The organism is Herbaspirillum sp. Her4 (assembly GCF_057961335.1).
Genome location: NZ_CM176330.1, coordinates 4,095,712 through 4,116,610, shown reverse-complemented (window position 1 = coordinate 4,116,610; position 20,899 = coordinate 4,095,712). Strand labels below are relative to the sequence as shown.

Annotated in this window: 15 protein-coding genes and 1 pseudogene; 11 read left to right on the top strand and 5 right to left on the bottom strand. The window is 62.9% G+C overall.

Annotated elements, in window-relative coordinates; translation table 11 throughout:
* The first annotated feature begins 154 nt into the window (after window positions 1-154).
* The 4 genes from eat to eutC all read left to right on the top strand — a co-directional run bounded on the left by eat (window position 155) and on the right by eutC (window position 5,262).
* Window positions 155-1,537, top strand: coding sequence for an ethanolamine permease (gene eat / locus ACWFUC_RS18610; RefSeq protein ID WP_489622968.1), 1,383 nt, complete (start codon window positions 155-157; stop codon window positions 1,535-1,537).
* A 55-nt stretch (window positions 1,538-1,592) separates the two neighbouring features.
* A complete protein-coding gene (locus ACWFUC_RS18605; protein WP_489622967.1) occupies window positions 1,593-2,915 on the top strand; it encodes an HAD family hydrolase in 1,323 nt (440 codons plus the stop codon).
* Between the two features lie 68 nt (window positions 2,916-2,983).
* Complete coding sequence (locus tag ACWFUC_RS18600) at window positions 2,984-4,390, top strand: ethanolamine ammonia-lyase subunit EutB (RefSeq protein WP_034330614.1); 1,407 nt, start codon at window positions 2,984-2,986, stop codon at window positions 4,388-4,390.
* Entirely contained in the window at window positions 4,387-5,262 is an 876-nt protein-coding gene (gene eutC / locus ACWFUC_RS18595) for an ethanolamine ammonia-lyase subunit EutC (RefSeq protein WP_489622966.1), read from the top strand. The genes ACWFUC_RS18600 and eutC overlap by 4 nt, the downstream gene beginning before the upstream one ends.
* A gap of 256 nt (window positions 5,263-5,518) precedes the next feature.
* Here eutC and ACWFUC_RS18590 read toward each other — a convergent pair whose 3' ends face one another.
* Complete coding sequence (locus tag ACWFUC_RS18590; RefSeq protein ID WP_121045616.1) at window positions 5,519-7,747, bottom strand: NADP-dependent isocitrate dehydrogenase; 2,229 nt, start codon at window positions 7,745-7,747, stop codon at window positions 5,519-5,521.
* Between the two features lie 366 nt (window positions 7,748-8,113).
* On the opposite strand from ACWFUC_RS18590, the gene ACWFUC_RS18585 reads away from it, so the two are divergent.
* Together ACWFUC_RS18585 and ACWFUC_RS18580 are read left to right on the top strand one after the other, a co-directional pair.
* Window positions 8,114-8,398 carry a type II toxin-antitoxin system TacA family antitoxin gene (locus tag ACWFUC_RS18585; RefSeq protein ID WP_489622965.1) on the top strand — a complete coding sequence of 95 codons (285 nt, stop codon included), beginning with the start codon at window positions 8,114-8,116 and terminating at the stop codon, window positions 8,396-8,398.
* Complete coding sequence (locus tag ACWFUC_RS18580; protein ID WP_489622964.1) at window positions 8,395-8,889, top strand: GNAT family N-acetyltransferase; 495 nt, start codon at window positions 8,395-8,397, stop codon at window positions 8,887-8,889. The genes ACWFUC_RS18585 and ACWFUC_RS18580 overlap by 4 nt, the downstream gene beginning before the upstream one ends.
* An 82-nt stretch (window positions 8,890-8,971) precedes the next feature.
* On the opposite strand, the gene ACWFUC_RS18575 is transcribed toward ACWFUC_RS18580, so the two are convergent.
* On the bottom strand, window positions 8,972-10,258 hold the full coding sequence (locus ACWFUC_RS18575) for an MFS transporter (protein WP_121045611.1): 1,287 nt from the start codon (window positions 10,256-10,258) through the stop codon (window positions 8,972-8,974).
* Between the two features lie 341 nt (window positions 10,259-10,599).
* Between ACWFUC_RS18575 and ACWFUC_RS18570 the strand changes: the two genes are divergently transcribed.
* A complete protein-coding gene (locus tag ACWFUC_RS18570) occupies window positions 10,600-11,598 on the top strand; it encodes a 2-hydroxyacid dehydrogenase (protein ID WP_489637256.1) in 999 nt (332 codons plus the stop codon).
* Here the strand turns inward: ACWFUC_RS18570 and ACWFUC_RS18565 are convergent, their stop codons facing one another.
* Both ACWFUC_RS18565 and hmpA read right to left on the bottom strand, forming a co-directional pair.
* Window positions 11,599-11,955 (bottom strand): hypothetical protein, encoded by a 357-nt coding sequence (locus ACWFUC_RS18565; RefSeq protein WP_489622962.1) that lies wholly within the window; start codon window positions 11,953-11,955, stop codon window positions 11,599-11,601.
* Window positions 11,956-12,170: 215 nt separating this feature from the next.
* The gene (gene hmpA, locus ACWFUC_RS18560; protein WP_489622961.1) at window positions 12,171-13,364 is read right to left on the bottom strand and encodes an NO-inducible flavohemoprotein; all 1,194 of its coding nucleotides are present in this window, start codon (window positions 13,362-13,364) and stop codon (window positions 12,171-12,173) included.
* A gap of 172 nt (window positions 13,365-13,536) precedes the next feature.
* On the opposite strand from hmpA, the pseudogene norR reads away from it, so the two are divergent.
* Window positions 13,537-15,114, top strand: a pseudogene (gene norR / locus ACWFUC_RS18555) (nitric oxide reductase transcriptional regulator NorR).
* Between the two features lie 140 nt (window positions 15,115-15,254).
* On the opposite strand, the gene ACWFUC_RS18550 reads toward norR, so the two are convergent.
* Window positions 15,255-15,437 carry a hypothetical protein gene (locus tag ACWFUC_RS18550; protein WP_121045607.1) on the bottom strand — a complete coding sequence of 61 codons (183 nt, stop codon included), beginning with the start codon at window positions 15,435-15,437 and terminating at the stop codon, window positions 15,255-15,257.
* Window positions 15,438-15,866: 429 nt separating this feature from the next.
* Here ACWFUC_RS18550 and ACWFUC_RS18545 point away from each other — a divergent pair, with 429 nt between their 5' ends.
* The 3 genes from ACWFUC_RS18545 to glgB all read left to right on the top strand — a co-directional run bounded on the left by ACWFUC_RS18545 (window position 15,867) and on the right by glgB (window position 20,899).
* Entirely contained in the window at window positions 15,867-16,094 is a 228-nt protein-coding gene (locus ACWFUC_RS18545; protein ID WP_034330632.1) for a dodecin, read from the top strand.
* 565 nt (window positions 16,095-16,659) lie between these two features.
* A complete protein-coding gene (gene glgA, locus ACWFUC_RS18540; RefSeq protein ID WP_489622960.1) occupies window positions 16,660-18,261 on the top strand; it encodes a glycogen synthase GlgA in 1,602 nt (533 codons plus the stop codon).
* Window positions 18,262-18,460: 199 nt separating this feature from the next.
* Window positions 18,461-20,899: a 1,4-alpha-glucan branching protein GlgB gene (glgB, locus tag ACWFUC_RS18535; RefSeq protein WP_489622959.1), complete on the top strand. Its 2,439-nt coding sequence runs from the start codon at window positions 18,461-18,463 to the stop codon at window positions 20,897-20,899.

Sequence of the window (20,899 nt, the reverse complement as noted above, 5' to 3'; positions counted from 1 at the left end):
TTGCCGAATTTCGATAACGCCGCTGAAATCGCCGTTGCTATATTGCGTCGGCAGGGCAGCGCATTGCGCGAAATCAAGCAAGCGCCATGCCCGCCCGTCCTTTCACAGGGGCCGCCATGCAGCGGTTCCGCCTTCGCGCCAAAGGGAGAATCCGATGAATGCAAGCTCTTCAGGGCAGGGGCACACGCTCAAGCCCGTCCTGTCCACCCTGCAGCTCTGGGCCATTGCGGTCGGGTTGGTGATTTCCGGCGAATACTTCGGCTGGAGTTATGGCTGGGCCAGCGCCGGCACGCTGGGCTTCACGGTCACGGCGCTGTTCATCGCGTCCATGTATGCCACCTTCATCTTCAGCTTCACTGAACTCACCACCTCGATTCCCCATGCGGGCGGGCCGTTCGCCTACAGCAAGCGCGCCTTCGGGCCGGTCGGCGGCTATCTGGCCGGGGCCGCCACGCTGATTGAATTCGTCTTTGCGCCACCGGCCATCGCACTGGCCATCGGCGCCTACCTGAATGTGCAGTTCCCCAATATCGATCCCAAGCTGGCGGCACTGGGGGCGTATCTCGTGTTCATGACGCTCAACATCGTCGGCGTGCAGATCGCGGCGACCTTTGAATTGTTCGTCACGCTGCTGGCGATCTTCGAGCTGCTGGTGTTCATGGGCGTGGTGGCGCCGGGCTTCTCGCTGGCCAATTTCACCAAGGGCGGCTGGTCCGGCAGTGATGCCTTCAGCATGGCGGCGGTGCCGGGCATGTTCGCGGCGATCCCGTTTGCGATCTGGTTCTTCCTGGCCATCGAAGGCGTGGCCATGGCGGCTGAAGAGGCCAAGGACCCCAAGCGTTCCATTCCCATCGCCTACATCACCGGCATCCTCACGCTGGTGGTGCTGGCCATTGGGGTGATGCTCTTTGCTGGCGGTGCGGGCGACTGGACCAAGCTGGCCAACATCAACGACCCGCTGCCGCAGGCCATGAAGCTGATCGTCGGCGACAACAGCAACTGGCTGCACATGCTGGTGTGGCTGGGCCTGTTCGGGCTGGTGGCGTCCTTCCACGGCATCATCCTGGGCTACTCGCGCCAGATCTTTGCGCTGGCCCGCGAAGGCTACCTGCCGGCGTATTTCGCCCGCGTCCATCCGCGTTTCAAGACGCCGCACCGCGCCATCCTGGCCGGCGGGGTGGTGGGGATCGCCGCCATCTACAGCGATGAACTCATCAAGATCGGCGGCCAGACGCTCACGGCCAACATCGTCACCATGTCGGTATTCGGCGCCATCCTGATGTACATCCTGTCGATGCTCTCGCTGTTCCGCCTGCGCCGCGCCGAGGCCGGCCTGGAGCGGCCTTTCCGGGCACCGCTGTATCCGTACTTCCCGGCCTTCGCGCTCTTCGGTGCGCTGGTGTGCATGGCCACCATGATCTATTACAACCCGCTGATCTTCGGCATCTTCGTCGCCTTGCTGGCACTGGGCTATGCCTGGTTCCTGGCGACGGCACGCCAGCGTGCGGAAGGGGCGGCGGCGGTTGCAGAATTCTGAACGATATAAAACTTTTATACCGATAACTCCATACCGATCATTCGACAGGGCCATCATGAACAACAATCACAAACCGACGACCGACACCGCCGCACCCGCTCTCAAGCGCCGTGGCTTCCTGGGCGGCCTGCTGGCGGCTGCGGCCGGTGGCGCACTGGCCACCATCGCCACGCCCGGCCAGGCGGCCGCCCGCGCTGAAGTCGCGCTGGACCGTGCCAAATGGGCGGCCCGCAATCACGAGATGGTGGCGCAGATGATCGCCGAGCATGGCAAGCTGTCATCCGGTTACCAGAGCGGCAAGCGGCCCTATGCCGTGTTCGACTGGGACAACACCAGCATCATGAATGACTGCGAAGAAGCGCTGTTGATGTACCAGATCAATACGCTGTCTTTCAAGCTGACACCAAACGAGTTCGCGGCCATCACCCGTCAGAATGTGCCACCGGGTCCGTTCAGCAAGGACTTCAAGAATGCGGCAGGCAACATCGTGGATCTGGAAGCGATCTGCGCTGACCTCGATGCGGATTATGCGTTCCTGTACGCCAACTACAAGGGCATGGCCGGCAGCAAGAGCTTGGAAGAAATCACCGCCACGCCGGAGTTCCAGGACTTCCGTACCAAGCTCTACTACCTCTATGAAGCCGTCAACGATACCCATGGCGTAGCCGTCGGTTATCCGTGGGTGATCTACTTCTTCGCCAACATGAGCGTGGCCGAAGTGAGCGCGCTGGCCGAAGCCTCCAACGATGCTGCGCTGGGCGCGGCGCTGACCAAGGTCAAGTACACCAGCCCGGCCGATCGTGCGGGCAAGGCGGGCGTGGTGAGCGTGTCGCACTTCCATGGCATCCGCCTGTGCACCGAAATCGCCACCTTGATGGACACCCTGCGCCGCAATGGCATCGACGTCTATGTCTGTACCGCCTCGCTGGAAGATGTGGTGGCCGTGTTTGCGACGCACCCCAAGTATGGCTACCACGTTACCCGTGAAAACGTCATCGGCCTGCGCCTGGAGCGCAGCGGGCAGAGCTTCCGCAATGCCTATCTGAAGGAGTGGCCGCTGACCTGGGGGCCGGGCAAGACGGTCGCCATCAAGCAGGTGCTGGTGGCGCAAAAGGGGTATGGTCCGCTGTTCGTGGCGGGCGACAGCGATGGCGATTACGATATGCTGCGTGACTTCCCCGAGACCCGTTATGGCCTCATCGTCAATCGCATGAAGAACGGCAAGATCGGTGAGCTGTCCAAACTCGCGGCTGACCAGATCAGTGCCGCCAAGCCGCGTTTCCTGCTGCAGGGACGCCAGGAGTCGACCGGCAACTGGCTGCCGGCCGAAACCAGCATCAAATACGGCAAGACCGCACCGCAACTGCTGACCAGCTGATCGGACAGCAGCGGGGCATGACGCACCGCTGCCTCAGCGGGCAGCGGTGACCAAGGAGGAGCATCATCATGGCCGAACACCGTTTCCGGCACAGTGTGGGTAGCGCCAGCTACGTGTTTCGTGATCTCAAGGAAGTGATGGCCAAGGCCAGCCCGGCGCGTTCCGGCGATCTGCTGGCCGGTGTGGCGGCGGGCAGCGCCGAGGAGCGCGCCATTGCCCAGATGGCGCTGGCGAACCTGCCGCTGAAGACTTTTCTCGACGAGCCGCTGATCCCTTACGAAGAGGATGAAGTCACCCGGCTGATCCTCGACAGTCACGACCGTGCCGCCTTTGCGCCGATCGCGCACCTGACGGTGGGCGATTTCCGCAACTGGTTGCTGGCCGATGACACCGACAGCACGGTGCTGGCCGCCGTGGCACCCGGGGTGACGCCAGAGATGGCAGCGGCCGTCTCCAAGATCATGCGCAACCAGGACCTGATCCTGGTGGCCAAGAAGTGCCGCGTGGTCACGGCCTTTCGCAATACCATCGGCTTGCCCGGCCGCTTGTCCACCCGCCTGCAGCCCAATCACCCCACGGATGACGCCAGCGGCATCGCCGCCAGCATGCTCGATGGCCTGATGTATGGCAACGGCGATGCGGTCATCGGCATCAATCCCGCTACCGACAACGTCCCGCAGGTGGTCAAGCTGGTCGGCATGATGGCCGATGTGATCGCGCGTTACGAGATCCCGACGCAATCCTGCGTGCTCACCCACGTCACCAACACGATTGCCGCCATCGAGCGCGGCGCGCCGGTGGATCTGGTGTTCCAGTCCATTGCCGGGACCGAGGCGGCCAATCGCGGCTTCGGCATCGACCTGGCCATCCTGGGCGAGGCGCGTGAGGCTGCGCTGTCGCTCAAGCGCGGCACGGTCGGCGACAACGTGATGTATTTCGAAACCGGGCAGGGCAGTGCGCTGTCGGCCAATGCGCATCACGGCATCGACCAGCAGACCTGCGAGGCGCGCGCGTATGCCGTGGCCCGCGCCTTCAAGCCGCTGCTGGTCAATACGGTGGTGGGCTTCATCGGGCCGGAATACCTGTATGACGGCAAGCAGATCATCCGCGCCGGACTGGAAGACCATTTCTGCGCCAAGCTGCTGGGCCTGCCCATGGGCTGTGACGTCTGCTACACCAACCATGCCGAAGCGGACCAGAACGACATGGATGTGCTGCTGACCTTGCTGGGCGTGGCGGGCTGCACCTTCGTCATGGGCATCCCCGGTTCGGATGACATCATGTTGAATTACCAGACCACTTCCTTCCACGATGCGCTGTATGCGCGGCGGGTACTGGGTTCGCGGCCGGCGCCGGAGTTCGAGGCGTGGCTGCACAGGATGCAGATCTTCAATGCGGGTGGCCAGGAGCAGGCATTCCGCCTGCATGCCGACATGCCCCCCGGTTTTCGCGAGACCTTGTTGCGCCTTCAATGACCATGGACGACAAAGAAGCCATTTCACCGGAAGGTGCAGAAAACGTCAGCCCCGGTGCAGAAAACGTCACGGCCAATCCGTGGGAGGCATTGCGCCGCTTCACTGCTGCGCGCATCGCCCTGGGACGCAGTGGCGTAAGCCTGCCGACCGCGCCGCAACTGGCTTTCCAGCTGGCGCACGCGCAGGCGCGCGATGCCGTACATCTGCCGCTGGATGTGGCTGCGCTCAAGGCACAATTGCAGCAGCAAGGTCTCTGCGCAGCCGAAGAAGTGATTGATGTGCAAAGCGCGGCAGCGGACCGGCTGGTCTACCTGCAGCGGCCGGACTTCGGGCGCAGGCTGTCGGAAACATCGCGCCAGCAATTGCTTGAGCGTTTTGGCACCGAGCCGCAACGGCGCTTCGATGTAGGCTTCGTGATCGCCGATGGCTTGTCGGCGCTGGCCATCGTGCGCAATGCCGCGCCTTTCCTGGCGGAGGTGATGCAGCGTATTGCGCCGGAAGGATGGTCGATGGCACCGCCCGTGATCGTGCAGCAGGGACGGGTGGCGGTGGCCGATGAAATCGGGGAGTTGCTGGGTGTGAAGCTGGTAGTGATCCTGATCGGCGAACGTCCGGGGCTGAGTTCGCCGGACAGCATGGGTCTCTATCTGACCTGGATGCCCTCGCGCGGACTCACCGACGCCAGCCGCAATTGCATCTCCAATGTGCGGCCGGAAGGTTTGCCCTATCCGGAAGCCGCCTACAAGCTGCATTACCTGATGGCGCAGGCGCACCAGCGTGCCCTGTCAGGCGTGGCCTTGAAGGATGAGACGGCCAGCGAGGGTGAGGCACTGGATGTGCGGCGCAACTTTTTGCTCGGTGACGCTCGATGAAGAGATTGCGCATTGCAGCCCGCTGATGCCCCACTCACCGTTCGTCCTGAGTAGCGGCCGTGCCGCGTATCGAAGGCGCGCCGTCCTTGCGCCTTCGATACGCCGCACGCGTGCGGCTACTCAGTCCGAACGGTAGAGAGTACATCGGCAGGCCTCATCGACCTGATGCCTATAAAACGAAAAGGCCGCGAACGTTCGCGGCCTTTCCTTTTTTGCGCGGGGAGGGCGATGCATCCCTCCCTCCAGCATCGACGCTTTACACCGATTCCAGCGCCTGGTTCAGCGTGGCGCTCGGACGCATCACGGCGAAGGTCTTCTCACGATCCGGCAGGTAGTAGCCGCCGATGTCGACTTCCTTGCCCTGCACCGAGTTCAGCTCTTCGACGATCTTCTGCTCGTTCTCGGACAGTGCCTTGGCCAGCGGGGCGAACTGCTTGGCCAGTTCGGCATCGTCCTTCTGTGCGGCCAGTTCCTGGGCCCAGTACAGTGCCAGGTAGAAGTGGCTGCCACGGTTGTCCAGCTCACCGGTCTTGGGCGAAGGCGACTTGTTGTTGTCCAGCAGCTTGCCGGTGGCAGCGTCCAGGGTCTTGGCCAGGATCTTGGCGCGGGCGTTGCCGGTCTTGATGCCCACGTCTTCGATGGAGACGGCCAGGGCCAGGAATTCACCCAGCGAATCCCAGCGCAGGTGGTTTTCACCGACCAGCTGTTGCACGTGCTTGGGGGCCGAGCCGCCGGCACCGGTTTCGAACATGCCGCCACCGGCCATCAGCGGGACGATCGACAGCATCTTGGCCGAGGTGCCCAGTTCCATGATGGGGAACAGGTCGGTCAGGTAGTCGCGCAGGATGTTGCCGGTCACCGAGATGGTGTCCAGGCCGCGGATGACGCGTTCCAGGGTGTAACGCATGGCGCGCACTTGCGACATGATCTGGATGTCGGCACCGGTCAGGTCGTGATCCTTCAGGTAGGTGTTGACCTTCTTGATCAGTTCGGCTTCGTGCGGACGGTACGGGTCCAGCCAGAAGACGGCCGGCATGCCGGACAGGCGGGCACGGGTCACGGCCAGCTTGACCCAGTCACGCACCGCAGCGTCCTTGACCTGGCACATGCGCCAGATGTCGCCTTCTTCCACGTTCTGCTCCAGCAGCACCTGGCCATCCAGGGTGACGATGCGCGCCACGCCGGCCTGGGCGATTTCGAAGGTCTTGTCGTGCGAACCGTATTCTTCTGCCTTCTGGGCCATCAGGCCGACGTTGGGCACGGTACCCATGGTGGTCGGGTCGAAGGCGCCGTTGGTCTTGCAGAAGTTGATGATTTCCTGATAGATGCGGGCGAAGGTCGATTCCGGCAGCAGGGCCTTGGTGTCTTCGGTCTTGCCAGCGGCGTTCCACATCTTGCCGCCAGCACGGATCATGGCCGGCATCGAGGCGTCGACGATCACGTCGTTGGGGGCGTGCAGGTTGGTGATGCCCTTGGCGGAGTCCACCATGGCCAGGCGCGGACGCTTGGCTTCATCGGCCTTCAGGTCGGCCAGCACTTCGGCCTTCTTGTCTTCGGGCAGGGTGTTGATCTTTTCGTAGACGCCGGACATGCCGTTGTTGGGGTTCACGCCGATCTCGGCGAACAGCTTGGCGTGCTTGGTGAAGGTGTCCTTGTAGTAGGTACGCACGGCGTGACCGAAGACGATCGGGTGCGAGACCTTCATCATGGTGGCCTTGACGTGCACCGACAGCAGCAGGTCGGTGTCGAAGGCGTCCTGCATCTGCTCTTCGTAGTAGGCACACAGGGCCTTCTTGCTCATGAACATGCTGTCGATGATTTCACCGGCTTGCAGCGAGATCTTCGGTTTCAGGACGATGGTTTCGCCGGACTTGGTGACCAGGTCCATCTTGACGTCCACGGCCTTGTCCAGGGTCAGGCTCTTTTCGCCGGCGTAGAAGTCGCCGCCGTGCATGTGCGCCACGTGGGTACGCGAGGCCATGGACCACTTGGCCATCGAGTGCGGGTGCTTGCGGGCGTAGTTCTTGACGGCGTTGGGCGCGCGGCGGTCGGAGTTGCCTTCGCGCAGGACCGGGTTCACGGCGCTGCCGGTGACCTTGGCGTAGCGCTTCTGCAGGGCCTTTTCTTCTTCGGTGCTCGGGTTTTCCGGATAGTCGGGCAGCTTGTAGCCGCGCGCTTGCAGTTCGCGGATGGCCGCTTGCAGCTGCAGGATCGAGGCGCTGATGTTGGGCAGCTTGATGATGTTGGCGTCGGGGCTCTGGGTCAGTGCGCCCAGTGCGGCCAGGTTGTCGGGGACTTTCTGTTCATCGGTGAGGTACTCAGGGAATTCAGCCAGGATACGCGCAGCCACCGAGATATCGCTTTCGACGACGTCGATGCCGGCCGCGGCGGTGAACTTCTTGACGATGGGCAAGAGCGAGTGGGTCGCCAGATAGGGTGCCTCGTCGGTCAGCGTATAGATGATGGTCGGGTTGCCAGTAGTCACGATGATGTCCTTGCGTTGGTGTGTTGATGTGCTTTGGTGCGATCCCCGCAGCGCCGGATGGACCGCCCTGGCTCTGTCGGCCTGGGCTGGCGCCACCTCCTTGTCGGCTGTGCTGCGCGGAAATTCGTCTCCCGGGGCGGCATGGCTGGCGTACTGCTGCCAGAAGGCCGCGGCAAAAAACAGCGGTAGTTTACTCCTAAGCGGGGCGAAATGCTTCAACTCTTATATAAGACTTGAAGAAATTTTTGCTTTTCGAAGGATTGCTGCCCCGTTCTCAATCCCTTGGCATGACTCTGCTATTGTCGTGGACACACTTTTTGTTCGTGTCCGGCAAAATGCCGTACAATTCATTTCATGGGAAAACGCATGACGCCAGCTGCCGCCACTGCTCGACTGGAAGCCCGGATCAGCCCGGAGCTTCAGCAATTGCTCAAACGTGCCGCCGAGATTGAAGGACGCACCTTGACCGACTTTGTCATCGCTGCCGTCCAGGAAGCGGCGCAGAAGGCGGTCGAGCAGGCCGAAGTCATCCGTTTGTCCTTGCAGGACCAACAGCGCTTTGCCGAGGCGCTTCTGGCTCCGCCACCACCATCGGCAGCACTGCAGCGCGCCATGGCGCGCCATGACAAACTCCTGCGCAGCGAAGAATGACGCGCCTGCCGTTGCTCGTGACGGCGCTCGATCCCGCCCTTCACGACCTTAGCCGCTTTGACTGCGGCACGCCTGCCTTGAACCGCTATTTGCGCGAACTGGTGACACAGGATGTCCGGCGCCGCGTGGCTGCCTGCTTTGTCGCAGTGGACGACGAACAGCGGGTGGCCGCCTATTACACGCTGGCCAGCGCCAGCGTGCCGCTGGTGGGCCTGTCCGATGAGATGCGCCGCAAGCTGCCTCGCTATGGCGCCATTCCTGCCATCCGTCTCGGTCGTCTTGCGGTCGACCGGGAATTCAAGGGCCGGGGCCTCGGTGGTGCTTTGCTGGTCAATGCACTGCGCCGGGCCGTCGCGGCGGAGATTCCGGGCGCGGTCTTGGTGGTCGACGCCAAGGATCCGAAGGCGTCAGCCTTTTACCGCCACCATGGTTTCATCGCCCTGCAGGATGCACCGCTCACGCTGTTCTTGCCCCTCGCGTCAGTGCGTTAAGCAAGCGGCATTTTCTCCGGCAGGCCATAAAAAAGGGCCGCAATTCTGCGGCCCATCCCAATAGCTAGTACAAGAACCTGTCTCAGGCCGTCACTGCCTGCCGTGCCGCCTTGTTGCGATACAGGATCAGGGTGGCGATCAGCCCGCACACTGCAGCCGTGCTCATCCAGAGGCCAGGCGCTGCCTTGTCGTGGGTCATTTCGATCAGGCCAGTCGCAATGGCCGGCGTGAAGCCGCCGAAGACGGCGGTAGCCAGGCTGTAGGCCAGCGAGAAGCCCGCAGTACGGACGTCAGCCGGCATCACCTCGGTCAGGGCCACCACCATCGCGCCGTTGTAGCTGGCGTACAGGAAGGACAGCCACAGTTCCACCATCAGCATCTTGGCGAAGCTGGCGTCATGCACCAGCCAGTTCACGGCCGGGTAGGCGGTCAGAATGGTCAGGACGGTGAAGGTCACCAGGATCGGGCGACGGCCAATGCGGTCCGACAGCGCGCCCATGATGGGCAGCCAGATGAAGTTGGACAGGCCCACGCACAAGGTCACGATCAGGCTCGCTTCGGTGGAGAGCTTCAGCACGTTCTTGCCGAAGGTCGGGGTGTACACCGTGATCAGGTAGAACGACACGGTGGTCATCGACACCAGCATCATGCCGGCAATGACCAGCTTCCAGTTCTCGATCATGGAACGGAAGATCTGGCCGGTGCTCGGACGATGCTTGCGGCGCATGAACTCTTCGGTTTCCTGCAGCGAGCGGCGGATCACGAACAGCACCGGCACGATCAGGCAGCCGATGAAGAACGGCACGCGCCAGCCCCAGTCACCGACCTGGGCCGGAGTGAGCGTCGTCGAGAGCATGTAGCCGATGGCCGCTGCCACGATGATGGCCACCTGCTGGCTGGCCGACTGCCAGCTCACATAGAAGCCCTTGTTGCCGGGCGTGGCCATTTCGGCCAGGTAGACCGACACGCCGCCCAGTTCCACACCGGCCGAGAAGCCTTGCAGCAGGCGGCCGACCAGCACCAGCATCGGGGCCAGCACGCCGATGGTGGCGTAGGAGGGGACGAAAGCGATGAGCATCGTGCCCAGGGCCATCAGCGCCAGGGTCACGATCAGGCCCTGGCGGCGGCCGACGCGGTCGACATAGGCGCCCAGGATGATGGCGCCCAGCGGGCGCATCAGGAAGCCGGCGCCGAAGGTCATGAAGGTCAGCATCAGCGAGGCGAACTCGTTGTCGCTGGGGAAGAAGGCCTTCGAGATGTGGGTCGCGTAGAAACCGAACAGGAAGAAATCGAACATTTCCATGAAGTTGCCGCTGGTCACGCGCAGCACGGTGGAAAACTTCGATTGCGAAGAAGTGGATGTCGTCATGATATGTGCCTCGTTATCTGTTGGGCGGACCGTGTTGATTCCGGTCTTGCGCCTGTCTCGTACTGCCATGCGGCAGCTTGTGTCAGGATCTTTTTTTGTGGGGACAGCTATTGCGCCGCCGATTCTATGCCCGAAAGTGATCCGTGGGACCCACTTGCGGCGCTGCGCAAGCAAATATCGTTTTTTTCGATAGCTGGATGAAAGCTTCAGCGCGCATTTCCATCGCAAAAAGCTGTTCGCACGGCAAGCTGCGGTGGGTCAAGGCGATCCGAAGTGAATTATGGTGCAATGCGGCATTGCACATGACTTCACGCAACCCAGTTCATCCATGAAAGGTTCCCATGAAAACCGCCGTCTTCAGCGCCCGCCGCTACGACCAGACCCTGCTCACGCGCGCCAATACCGCGTCCGGCGCTGCGCATGAACTGGTGTTTCTGCAAGACCGTCTCGATCTCGATACGGCACAGCTGGCCAGCGGCTGCCAGGCCGTGGCGGCCTTCGTCAACGATGACCTGGGTGCTGCCGTCCTGGAACGCCTGGCCGCTCTGGGCGTGCGTTTCGTCACCACACGCTCCACCGGCTTCAATCACATCGATACCCAAGCCGCGCGGCGGTTGGGTATCACGGTGGCGCGCGTGGCCGATTATTCACCTTACTCGGTGGCCGAGTTCGCCGTGGGCCTGCTGCTGGCGGTGAACCGAAAAATCGCGCGCGCCAGCATGCGCACCCGCGAAGGCAATTTCGAGCTGGAAGGATTGATGGGCTTCGACCTGCACGGCAAGACCGTGGGCGTGATCGGTACCGGCAAGATCGGCGCACTGTTCGCCCGCATCATGGCCGGATTCGGCTGCACCGTGCTGGGTAGCGACGTGCATCACAATCCGGACTTCGAGGCTCTGGGCGGACGCTACGTGCGCCGCGAGGAGCTCTTCGCCGCCAGTGACGTGATTTCGCTGCATTGTCCGCTCACTGAAGCCACGCGCTATCTGGTCAATGCCGAGACCTTGGCCCTCGCCAAGTCCGGCTGCATCCTGGTCAACACCAGCCGCGGCGGGCTGGTCGATACCGAAGCCGCGATTGCCGCCTTGAAGAGCGGCCAGTTGCGCGGCCTGGCCATCGATGTCTATGAACAGGAGGCCAGCCTGTTCTTCCAGGACCTGTCCTCGACCATCATCACCGATGACGTGATCCAGCGCCTGGTCTCCTTCCCCAATGTCATCGTCACCGGTCACCAGGCCTTCTTCACCGAGGAAGCCATCGGCCAGATCATGCAGACCACCATCGCCAACCTGAATGATTTCGCCGCGGGCAAGCAACTGGGCGAGCGTCTGGTGGCCTGATCAGCTCGCATGGCGGCCGGCGTCGAACAGCGAGCCGAGCTGCTCGCCGATGCGCGGACGCAGGTGTTCATGCACGCGCTGGATGATGTGTTCGGCATCGTCGGCGCCATAGGTCTGCGCCAGCTGGCGATGCATGTCGAAATGCAGGTAGAGCAGTCCGCGCAGACTCTGGAAAGCAGTCGGATGGGCCTGCCCGCAAACCAGCTCGTTGTTGTCCATCACCTGGTTCAGTACGCCCGGATCGAACAGGCGTACCTGGCAGATTACGGCGCAGCGGACGATCTCCAGGTCCAGTGCTTCCAGTTCCTGGGTCAGTTCTTCGGGAGTGTGGCGCTCGGCGCTCAACTTTTCGCTCATGGCGGTCTTTCGGAGGAGGAGGGGAGTCCTCAGGATAGCATTTGCTGCAACGCGGAAAACTTGTCGAAGATCAATCTTTCAGGGATTGCCAGCGCGAGCCAGGTAAATTTTGCAAAGAGCTTCACGCTGCTGCAGCATGGCGCTCATAAGGAACAAAAGGGCGATGGCGGATCGCCCGCCATCGCCCCTTCAGCGCGCCTTTCGGCCAGACAGGATCACTCCAGCGCGGCAGCCGGACCGAAGAATTCATATCGGCTCTGAGCCGCCGGTACACCGAGCGCGCCCAGCGCACGCTTGATGGCTTTCATGAACGGCTTGGGGCCGACGAAGTAGGCGTCCACGTCCCGCGTTTGCGGTAGCCATTGCTGCAGCAGAGCCGCATCGATGAAGCCGGTGGCGTAGGGGGCCGGATCGCCTGCGCGCGCCCGTTCATAGCAGAAATGCGCCTGCAGTTGCGGGTGTTGCGCCGCCAGTTCTTCCACCTGACGGCGGAAAGCATGCACGCCGCCATGGCGCGCCGCATGGATGAAATGTACCGGGCGACCGGTCGGCAGCGCCGCTGCCAGCATGGTCATCATCGGCGTAATGCCCACGCCGCCGCTGATGAGCACCAGCGGCTTGTCACTGGCCGTGAGCGTGAAGTCGCCGGCCGGCGGGAACAGTTCCACCACCGCGCCCACATGGATCTCGTCGTGCAGATGGCGCGAGACCTTGCCCTCGGCTTCACGCTTGACGCTGATGCGGTATTGCAGCGGCTGCCCCTGCTGGCGCAGCGGGGCCGACAGCGAATACTGGCGGCGCTGTTCCAGCCCGTCCACCACCATGCGCAGGCCGATGTACTGGCCCGGCTCAAAGTCCAGCAGCGCGCCGCCATCCTTGGGCATGAAGTAGAAGGAGGTGATCTCCTCGCTCTCGGCCACCTTGCGCGTGACCACGAAATTGCGCGCACCGCGCCAGCCGCCTGGCGCGGCGGCCTTGGCGTCATATTGCTGGCGTTCGGCGCCGATGAGGATGTCGGCCAGCTGGCCATAGGCGGCAGCCCAGGCATCGATGACGGCATCGGTGGCGATCTCCGCGCCCAGCACTTCACGGATGGCACGCAGCAGGCAGTCGCCGACCATCGGGTAGTGCTCGGGCTGCACCTGCACGGCGACGTGCTTGTTGATGATCTGCGCGGCCAGCGGGCCCATTTCTTCCAGGCGATCGATATGCCGCGCGTACATCAGTACGCCATTGGCCAGCGCACGCGGCTGGTCGCCGCTGGCCTGGTGGGCGCGATTGAAGAGGGGATGAACCTGTGGGTAGTCGCGCATGAGCATCTTGTAGAAGTGCGTGGTCAGCGCCTCGCCGCCCGATTCGAGCAGGGGGACGGTGGATTTGACGATGGCGAGTTGGGCATCGGTAAGCATGCGGGACCTTTCTGTTGGAAGCGGTGGAGGAAGTTCCGGAATGTCCGGGACCCTCTTGCTATTACAAAAGGTGTGCCACTTTCGAATGCCAATAAAATCAGGAACTTGCGAGCGGTTGGTGTATTTATGACCTGTGTCATAATGACCGATCAATCTTCCTTCGGAAGTCAATATGACCTCAAAAGTCCTGCTCGACGCCTTGCTCCCGCTGGTAGCCGACCTGTCGCGCCAGATCGATGACCGCGAGCGCTATCGCCGCCTGCTGCAGACCTTGCGCACGCTGTTCCCCTGCGATGCTGCAGCCTTGCTGCGACTGGAGGGCGAGCTGCTGGTGCCGCTGGCCATCGACGGACTTTCCAGCGATACCTTGGGCCGCCGTTTCCGCATCGCCGACCATCCGCGCTTCGGCGTGCTGCTGGCCAATCTCGGGCCGACACGCTTTCCTGCCGATTCAAGCCTGCCCGATCCCTATGACGGTCTGGTCGATGGCTTGAATGACGCCCATTCCGGCGCGCTGGAAGTGCACGATTGCATGGGCTGTGCGCTCTCGGTCAATGGCCGCCCGTGGGGCTTGGTCACGCTGGATGCGTTGGGTGCAGGGCGCTTCGATGGCGTCGACATGGCCTCGCTGCAAGCTTTTGCGGCGCTGGCGGCTGCCACCGTGCATGTGGCCGAACGCATCGACGACCTGGCCGCCGCTGGCGAACAGGCACGCCAGCGCGCCGAAGCCTATCGGCTGGGGCTGGAGGAGAGCCAGGGCAGGCGCGAACTGATCGGCCAGAGTCCGGCGCAGCAACAGCTGCTGGATGAGATCCGCATGGCCGCCCCCAGCGACATGACGGTGCTGGTCACCGGCGAAACCGGCACCGGCAAGGAACTGGTGGCCCACGCCCTGCATGCAGCCTCACCCCGTGCGCACAAGCCCATGATCAGCCTGAACTGCGCAGCCTTGCCCGATACGCTGGTCGAAAGTGAATTGTTCGGCCACGTGCGCGGGGCTTTCTCGGGAGCGGTTGCAGACCGTCGCGGCAAGTTCGAGATGGCCGATGGCGGTACGCTGTTTCTGGATGAGGTCGGGTAGCTGCCGCTGGCGGTGCAGGCCAAGCTGCTGCGGGTGCTGCAGAGCGGGCAGCTGCAGCGGGTCGGTTCAGATCGCGAGCACCGCGTGGACGTGCGCCTGATCGCTGCCACCAACCGGGACCTGGCCGGGGAAGTGAAGCGCGGCCATTTCCGCGCGGATTTCTATCACCGCTTGTCGGTGTTCCCGATCCGCGTGCCGCCGCTGCGCGAGCGCGGACGCGATGTGCTGCTGCTGGCCGGATATTTCCTGGAGCAGAACCGGGCGCGGCTGGGCTTGTCCAGTCTGCGCCTGGCAGCCGATGCCCAGCGCGCGCTGCTGGACTACGCCTGGCCCGGCAACGTCCGCGAACTGGAACACCTGATCGGGCGCAGCGCCCTGCGCGCCCTGGCATCGCAGCCAAAACGACCCGCCATCCTGACGCTGGATGCGGCGGCGCTGGAGTTGGGGCATTCCGCCCGCCCGCTAGCCTCGCCTGACACTGCGGCCAGCGCCCAAGCTGAACCCGCGCAGCCGGGCGAAGGCCTGCGTGCAGCCGTCGAGCGCTTCGAGCGCAAGCTGGTCAGTGAGTGTCTCGAACGCCATGGCGGCAACCTGGCCGCGACGGCGCGGGAGCTGGGGGTGGACCGGGCCAACCTGAACCGGCTGGCCAGGCGTCTCGGACTGCGTTGAGCCGAGGGGAGGGTGGTTTACGGTCGATATGAAGAAAAAGAAAAGAAAACGGCCGGAATCCGTCAGGGCAGGCTGCCCATCATGATTCCGGCCGTGGCGGCGTGAAGCCTGGTGTCAAAAAGCCAGAGCGGAGAACAGCCTCAGGCGTCTTGACGCTCCACATCCAGTTCTGCCAGCTGGCCGCGAATGCGGATGGCCGTCAGGTTGCGGGCGGCAGCGGCATCGTCGTTGACGTGTTGCAGGTCTTCGGGCGGTGCGCTGATGACCTTCACGGGTGCGCCTGTGGGTGCAGTGACGGTAACGCCGGGGTTGAGTTGCGACATGATGATCTCCAAGGGATGAAAATCTCGTGCAGGCCCGCCGGAACGAATCAGGGCGGGCAGGGCTGCCATCGATCATGCGTAGCGTCGCAACGCATATGAACGTTTTGGCAAGCCAGATGATGCAATATTAGCCGGTTTGGTTGCGGTGCAACAGGTATTGAGCGGCTTAAATTTTTGTAGGAAGACACGCACTGTTGAAGACCGGCAATCCTTGTTTTCCGGCAATGGCAGGGCGGTTCCGGGCAAATTTGCTGCGGAGCAAAAAACGAGTTGATCTAATCGGTCGTCTGTCGTGCGCGGGATGGCTTTCCCGCCTGCTGTCCTACGCAAGCTGCTGGCGTTGGCCGATGCCGTCCGCGCAATGGGCCGGCTAGCCTATGGATTCGCCTCATCGTCCGATGAGCCCATCCCCATCAGGAAGGAGTTTCCATGACCGAACGCAAGCAAGACAATTCCAACACCTACAAGATCATCGAAGTCGTCGGCAGCTCGCCCAACGGCACGGATGAAGCGATCCGCAATGCCCTTGCCGACGTGGCCAAGACTGTCAAGAACGTGGACTGGTTCGAGGTCACGCAATGCCGTGGCCATGTGGAAAATGGCAGCATCGGCCATTTCCAGGTGGGCTTGAAGATCGGTTTCCGCGTCGAATCCTGAGCGATCAAGGCCGATGCCATGGATGAGGGATACAGGGAGGCAATGCGCATCGCCACCGGATAGCGATGTTCAATTTGCGCCTGAGGCATCGGCTCGTTAAGCTGAAAACTCTTCGCACCCTGCGCCCTGAACCCTCGATCCAGGGCGTTTCAATGACGGCACCTTGAGCCGCTTTTCCCCGTAAATCATTTAGCCATTCAGGTAGCTCATCTGGCGGTGCAGCGTGGCGAGCTCTTCCGTGATTGAAGAGCGCAAGCCGGCTGTGCGATGCCGGCTTGTTGCTTTATGGTGATCGTCGATGCATTGAGGCGTGGGCATTTTCGCCGCGCTGCAACAGTAGGATTCATCCTACGCCATCTCAGGCCGCTGTCCGATAGTGAGCGGATCTGCCGATCCGTATAACGTAATCATCGGCGCTCAAAAGACTGTCCAGTCCAACACAACAACAAGGACGTGTTTTCGCCCCGGCCCCCGGATCAAGCCACGGCCAGGACGAAGACCTATGCGATGCGACGAGCCAAGGGTGCTTTCCATCTCAGGTGCTTTCACACATTAGGGGTCCATCTTGCAAGCTCGAGTTCTGTTAGTCAGCTCAGAGGCCGTACCGCTCGTCAAGACCGGTGGCCTGGCCGACGTGATTACCGCGTTGGCCGTATCGCTGCGCAAAGTCGGCATCGATGCCAGCATCCTCATGCCCGCCTATCCGGAGGCGGTCCGCAATCTCGGTGACACGGTGCAGATCGGACTGAAGCACGGCCTGCCCGGCGGTGCCGGCCGGATTCTGCGCGGCACCATCCCCGGTACCGACGTGCCGGCGCTGTTGCTGGATACGGCGCGCTTCCGCCAGCGCGGGGCCAATCCTTACGTAGATACCGACGGCGTAGAGTTCAGCGACAACGCGCTTTGCTTCGCCGATCTGTCGCATGCCGCTGTGGCCATCTGCGCTGGTGAAACCAGCCTGCCGGTGCCGCACGTGGTGCATGCCAACGACTGGCACGCGGGTCTGATTCCCTGCCTGTTGAAACTGCGCGGGCTGGATCACATCGGCACCATGCTGACCATTCACAATCTGGCTTTCCAGGGCAATTTCGCGCTGGAGTCGGCCGAGCAGATCGGCATTCCCCAGCATCTGCTGACCGGCGACGGCGTTGAATACTGGGGCAAGCTGTCCTTCCTCAAGGCCGGCATTCGTTTCTCCGATTGCGTCTCCACCGTCAGCAAGAACTACGCGGAAGAGATCATGACCCCGCGCTTCGGCTGCGGCATGGACGGCATTCTTTCCTTCCGCAAGCTGGATCTGCGCGCCATTCCCAATGCCATCGATGCTGAACTGTGGAATCCCGCCGATGATCCGCTCATCGCCCGCAACTTCAGTATCGGCAACATGAAGGGCAAGGCTGCCTGCAAGCGCGATCTGCAAAAGCTCTTCGGTTTGCCAGTGGATCCCTTCGCACCTGTCATGGGCCTGGGCTCGCGCATCTCGCATCAGAAGATGGCCGATGTCGTCATCGAAGCGCTGCCCGGCATCATGGAGCGCCATCCGCGCCTGCAGGTGGTGATCCTGGGTTGTGGTGATCACGACTACGAAGCCGCCTTCCTTGATCTGGCCGAGCGTTATCGCGGCCGCATCGCGGTCCACATCGGCTATGACGAGCGCCGCGCGCACGCCCTGCATGCGGGCAGCGACATGTTGCTGCACCCAACCCGCTTTGAACCTTTCGGCCTTACTCCCCTGTATGCCATGCGCTACGGTGCCATCCCCATCGGCTCGCGCGTCGGTGGCCTGGTCGACACCGTGTGCGATGCCGACCGCGATCCACAGCGCGCCACCGGCGTCCTGTTCGAAGGCGAGAGCGCCGCCGACATGCAGCACGCCGTGGAGCGTGCCTTCGCACTGTACAACGACACCGAGCGCTGGCAGAGCGTGCAGCGCAATGCCATGAGCATCGACTGCGATTGGGCTGGCCCGACCCGCGCCTACATCGACGCCTATGCGCACGTGGCCGACATGGCGGTGCGCCCGTTGTTCGCACCGCGTCCATTGTCGGTGGAACGTCCTGCTGCCCAGGCGCACGCCCAGCCGGAGCGCATGGTCAGTCCGGCGGCCGCCATCGCTGCGGCACTGGCCGGCGTGGTCGGCGTACCGGCCGCCGTGGCGGCTGCCTGAACGACGAGGCGCCGGGGCGATTGCGCCGGCGTTGCGCCCCTTGTGATTCTGTTTTGATCCTTACCCGGTCCGCATGGACCGGGCACGGAGAGTGTTTGCCGGCGCGCCGCCCTCAGCGCGCCGGTTTTTGATTCCGCTGTTTTGATTCCGCTGTTTTGCGATGTTTCGATCAACCCCGATAACAACAACAGGAGTGTGCATGTCCGGCATGTCTGTCACGGCATATAGGGCGTCCACGACGCCCCAGGAAGAGACTTCCGACGCCAGCTCGGCCGCCCCCGGTTCCGCTTCGGCGCAGCCGCCGTCTTCTTCTCATTCCTCTCATCCCCCTGAATTCCCGGAACAAACCGCCTTGTCCCTTTCCCTTGAAGAGCAGGGCCTGCTCGAAGCCTTGCTGGCCGGTCGCCTGACCCAGCCCTTCGGCTTGCTCGGCCCGCGCTATGCCAGCCAGTCCAGTGGCGTTTCTGCCATCCGCGCCTTCCATCCCGGGGCCGCCGCGGTACGTGTGCGATGCCGGCACAGCGGCGCGCTGCTGGGTGAGTTGCAGCAGTTCGAGCTGCATGGCCAGCCCAGCGGTTTCTTCAGTGGTGTGGCCACCGGTCTCGACCAGCGTCGCCATCAAGTGCCTTATGTGCTTGAAGTGGACTGGTTGATCCCGGACGGCAGCCGCAGCGTACAAAGCACGGAAGACCCCTATGCCTTCGGCCTCCTGCTCGGCGAGCTCGACCTGCACCTGTTGCGCGAAGGCCGGCATCGCCAGCTGGCTGATTGTCTGGGCGCACGTCCGATGGACATCGACGGCGTGCCCGGCACGCGTTTCGCGGTGTGGGCACCGAATGCCGAGCGTGTCTCGGTGGTCGGCGACTTCAACCAGTGGGACGGCCGCCGCCACGTCATGCGCCTGCGCCATGAATCCGGCGTGTGGGAACTGTTCATCCCGCGCATCGGCCCCGGCGATGTCTACAAGTACGAAATCCTGGGCCGCGATGGTACCTTGCTGCCGCTCAAGGCCGACCCCGTCGCGCGCGCTACCGAACCCCCGCCGGCCACCGCCTCGGTCGTGGCGGATGCCCGTCCTTACCTGTGGCAAGACCAGCAGTGGATGGCCGAGCGTGCACAGCGCCAGTCGCTGTCGGCACCGATGTCCATCTATGAGCTGCATCCTGCGTCGTGGCGGCGTATCCCCGAACAGGCGCACCGCAACCTCAGTTGGGATGAGCTGGCCGATGAGCTGATCCCCTATGTGGTCGGCATGGGCTTCACCCATATCGAACTGATGCCGGTGATGGAACACCCCTTCGGCGGTTCCTGGGGCTACCAGCCCATCAGCATGTTTGCCCCCAGTGCCCGCTTCGGCAAACCGGAGCGCTTTGCGGCCTTCGTCGACCGTTGCCACCAGGCCGGTATCGGCGTGTTGCTGGATTGGGTGCCGGCGCATTTCCCCAGCGACCAGCATGGTCTGGCGCAATTCGACGGTACCGCGCTGTATGAGCACGCTGATCCGCGCGAAGGTTTCCATCAGGACTGGAATACGCTGATCTTCAACCTCGGCCGCAATGAAGTGCGCGGCTTCCTGATCGCCAGCGCCCTGGAATGGATAGAACACTTCCACGTGGACGGCCTGCGTGTGGATGCGGTGGCCTCGATGCTGTATCGCGACTACAGCCGCAAGTCCGGCGAATGGGTGCCCAACATCCACGGCGGCCGCGAGAACCTGGAGGCCGTGGCCTTCCTGCGTGAACTCAATACCGTGGTGGCGCAGCGCTGCCCCGGTGTGCTGATGATCGCCGAGGAATCGACCTCCTGGCCCGGCGTGACCTCCGAGGTCAGCAACGAGGCCGACCATCACGGCCTGGGTTTCAGCTACAAGTGGAACATGGGCTGGATGAACGACACCCTGCGCTACATGCAGCATGACCCGCTGTTCCGTCGCTATCACCATCACGACATGACATTCGGTTTGCTATATGGATTCTCGGAAAACTTCATCTTGCCGATATCGCACGATGAGGTGGTCCATGGCAAGCGCGCGCTGCTCAACAAGATGCCCGGCGACGAATGGCGCCGCTTCGCCAACGTTCGTGCGTATTACGGATTCATGTGGACGCATCCCGGCAAGAAGCTGCTGTTCATGGGCAGCGAGTTCGGCCAGCCTGACGAGTTCGACCATGACAAGTCCCCCTACTGGCACCTGCTCAACGAACACGGCGACCATCCTGCCGGCCATCGCCAGTTGCGCCAGCTGGTCAGCGACCTGAACCATCTGTATCGCAGCGAGCCCGCCTTGCACCAGCGCGACTGCCGCGCCGACGGTTTCTCCTGGGCGGTGGGCGACGACAGCGTCAACAGCGTGCTGGCGTATTTCCGCTATGCCGATGACGGTCCGCCAGTGCTGATCGTGGTCAACCTGACCCCGGTACCGCGCACCCATTACCGTATCGGCGTGCCACCGATTGCGCCCGGCCATCATGGCGTCTGGCGCGAAGTGCTCAATACCGATGCCGCCGTCTATGGCGGCAGCAACAGCGGCAACATGGGCCAGGTACAAGTGCAGGAATTTGGCTGGCACGGCCACCCGACTTCCATCGAACTGAACCTGCCCCCGCTATCCACCCTGATCCTGCGTAGAGAGTCCTGA